The following is a 3,344-nucleotide window of genomic DNA, read 5'->3' as shown; positions in this document are numbered from 1 at the left end:
GTAATAACCACACGGGCTTATTGGCTTCCGTTACCAAATGGTAATACCAAGGTAAACCTCCCGTAACTATCCTGCGCGATCGTAGGGTAAACATAGAAAAGTTGTGCGAACAACGTCTTGATCGCGCCACAGGAAATGTTGTATCCTGATTATCAAGTTAGCCCACGCTCATTAATGGGGGCGCGAAATCCACTTTCGGGGGAGTCTTTCCATGAAAAACAATCTATTGTCCATGGCATCCGTCCGGATTCTGCTTTGCGTGTCCATGCTGCTCGGCATGGCCTTTCCGCCCGGCGCGACCGTCTTCGCCGGCGTGCAGCATGCCCTGGATGAAAAAGTGGATGACATGCTCTTCACCGGTTTGGCGGTCAACACCGGCTCGGAATCCGAGTCGCTCGCCTCCATTCAGCCGCAGGCGAAGGCGCATCCCAACCTGCAACCGCAAACCACGGGTACGCCGACCGGGACAGCGACGGATACGCCGACCCCAACACCTACGCCCACCGAGACAGGGACGCCGACTCCATCTACATCTGCTACCGCCACGACGACGGACATGGAAACCCCCACAGAAACGCCCTCGGCCACCGCGGAAGCGACGGACACGCCCACCTGGACAAAAACCAGCACCCCCTCAATGACTGCGGAAGCAACAAGCACGCCCACATCGACAGCAACGGATACGGCTTCCCCCACGCCAACTCCGAGTGAAATCCCGTTGACCTTGATTTTGGAAACCACAGAAGAAGCGATCATGCCCGGCAAGTCGTTCACCATCGCCTACGCCATCGAAGGTTGGAACGAATTGGAATCGACCGAAAACCTCGAGCTGGCGATCAGCATGCCGGAGGGCATCCGCCCCCACGGGCAGGACTCAAAGGAATGGGACCAGAAAAACCTCACGCTGCGCGTGCCGGTGGAAAGTGAGACGGGCGAATTCGAATGGAAGGTCGCCCCCAATGCTGAAGGTCCCTTCGCCATCGCTGCCCAGCTGCTGCAGGACGAAGTCGTGCTGACCGAAGCCAAATTGAGTTTGGGCGACCGCAGCCTGTTCACATTGAGCGCCCAGGGCGGCGAGATCGACGGACTCGACGGCCGGGTACGCATTAAATTCCCAAAACAAGCCGTAAAGCAATCACTTACTGTGCGGGTGCGCAACGCCGGACGCTACTCTGGTATCCCCGACTCGCTGAGCGGGCATCCGGTGGAGATCGTCGCCGCGCGAGCCGACACTCGCGCCCTGGTGGAGAAGTTCACTGCCTCCTTCACGCTGGAGATGCACTACGAGGATGACGAGATCCACGGTGACGAGTCTTCGCTGACCATCTTCTACTACAGCAAGAAGGACAAAGGCTGGGTGCCGATGGTGACCATGGTCGACACGGAGGCGAATGTGATGTCCGCCGAGGTCGATCACCTCTCGGTCTTCGATTTCAACACCCAGGACTGGGAGGCGGCGCGCCTGCCCACCCTGGACAACTTCCAGGTGGCCGGGTTCACCGGCGCAGGGACCTACTCGCTGCCCATCGAAGTGCCTGCCGGTCCCGGCGGGCTGCAGCCCAATCTCGTACTGAGCTACAACAGCCAGACCGTCGACGGCGCCAACAACTACACCCAGGCCGATTGGGCGGGCATGGGCTGGTCGTTGGACACCGGCTACATCCAGCGCAACATGAACGGCACCTCCGACTACCAGGACGATGACACCTTCTCGCTGACCGTCAACGGCATGGGCGGCTTGCTGCTGCCTGTAGGGGAGGGCACCGACGGCAACGGCGATTACGTCGAGTACCAGACGGCGGACCATTCCTTCATGCGCATCCGCCATTATCCGATCGAAGGTTCGGCCGGATATCCCATCGATAATTCGTTCTGGTTGGTGTGGGACAAGACAGGAACGCGTTACTATTTCGGACCAGGCCCGTACTACCCCGATTTCACCACCTGCGGCGTTGAGATGCTGCGCCGCTGGCAGTGGCCTTTGTTTACAGTTCGCAACGTCCATGGCCAGGAAATTCATTACGAATACGAGTACGAACAGAAAGTCTCCGTGGGACACTGCAGCGGTTATCAATCGTATCACACCGTTGCGGTGTATCCTTCGGCGATTTACTATCCGCACAGTCGTTACCGCGTCGTCTTCACCCGCATTCCTCGAACGGACTTCGAAGGGAAATGGCGGGATTACAAGAGCTACCGCATTCTCTTCAAGAGGTCTTTGCTCAGCGAAATCCGCATCGAGCACGATGCCGACGGGGATGAGATCTATGAAGAGTTGATCCGCAAGTACGTATTCACCTACGCAAGCGATGCGGAAGATTTGATTTTCCCCAACGTCGAATGGGACCAAGGAGGTGACACGCCAACGTTGATCCAGGTACAGGAGTTCGGCATCGGTGGAACAGAAGCGCTGCCAGCCTATACCTTCGAATACGGCGACCAGATGCACCTCACCCGCGCCGAGAACGGCTACGGCGGGGTGTTCCAGTTCGAGTACGACGCGTGGAACGCCGATGAAACCAACGACGAGGGAAAAGAAAAATACCGTGGCGGGAGTGATCCGATCTATCAAGATGAAATCGAACTCCCGGACCTGGAGTTGGACGTGTACTTCCCCGGCTCGAACTACCGCTTCACGGGCGATGTAAATGGCTACGTCGGAACCCATGTCAATTTCGGGATCGAGATCGACGACAGTAATACCGAGATATGGAGCGATGATGTGCCAATTGGCCATCCGGGGAGTGATTGGGGCTGGGAAACTCTCAGCGCCACGTTGACCGTGCCTGGGGATGCAACGAAAGTCCTGCCGCTGTTCGGCTGCGACTTCTGCGGTCTCAACATCTTAAAAATGTACGTCATGCCCACGCGCTACCGCGTGGTTGAGAAGCGGCTCCACGACGGGATCAACGCCTCGCCAATCACCTTCGACTACGAATACGGCGGCGGGGCGATGAACGACGAGGAACATTCGGACGGCGTCTCGACGGACTACCCTTACTACGAGGAGCACACCCAGTTCCGCGGCCACGAATGGTCGCGCACCATCGGCGCCGACGGCCTGGAAACCACGACCTGGTACTACCAGGACGACATCCTCAAGGGCAGATCCTACAAGACCGAGGTCAGAGACGGACAGGGGAATCTGTATAGCGAGTCAGAAACCAAGTATTCTTCCGAAGAATACGCCACCAGCGACCTGCCCGAGGACGAGGACCATCACACCTACACCGATCTGAAGATCTACTGGACCAGGACGAATTTTGAGGTTACGCGGACCTATGAGGGCGATTCCACCTACGTCGCCACGCGTGTAGTCTATGTATACGATACATCGATGCAGG

General features: G+C 57.7%; 1 protein-coding gene. It reads left to right on the top strand.

Annotated elements, in window-relative coordinates:
• Positions 1 to 211 precede the first annotated feature (211 nt).
• Positions 212 to 3,344: SpvB/TcaC N-terminal domain-containing protein (locus P8Z34_17110; protein MEJ2552393.1), on the top strand; the 3,133-nt coding region annotated here is incomplete at its 3' end.

Source organism: Anaerolineales bacterium, from assembly GCA_037382465.1.
Taxonomy (GTDB): Bacteria; Chloroflexota; Anaerolineae; order Anaerolineales; family E44-bin32; genus WVZH01.
Note: the sequence above shows the minus strand (reverse complement) of the source record. Positions and strands in the feature narration are given on the sequence as shown.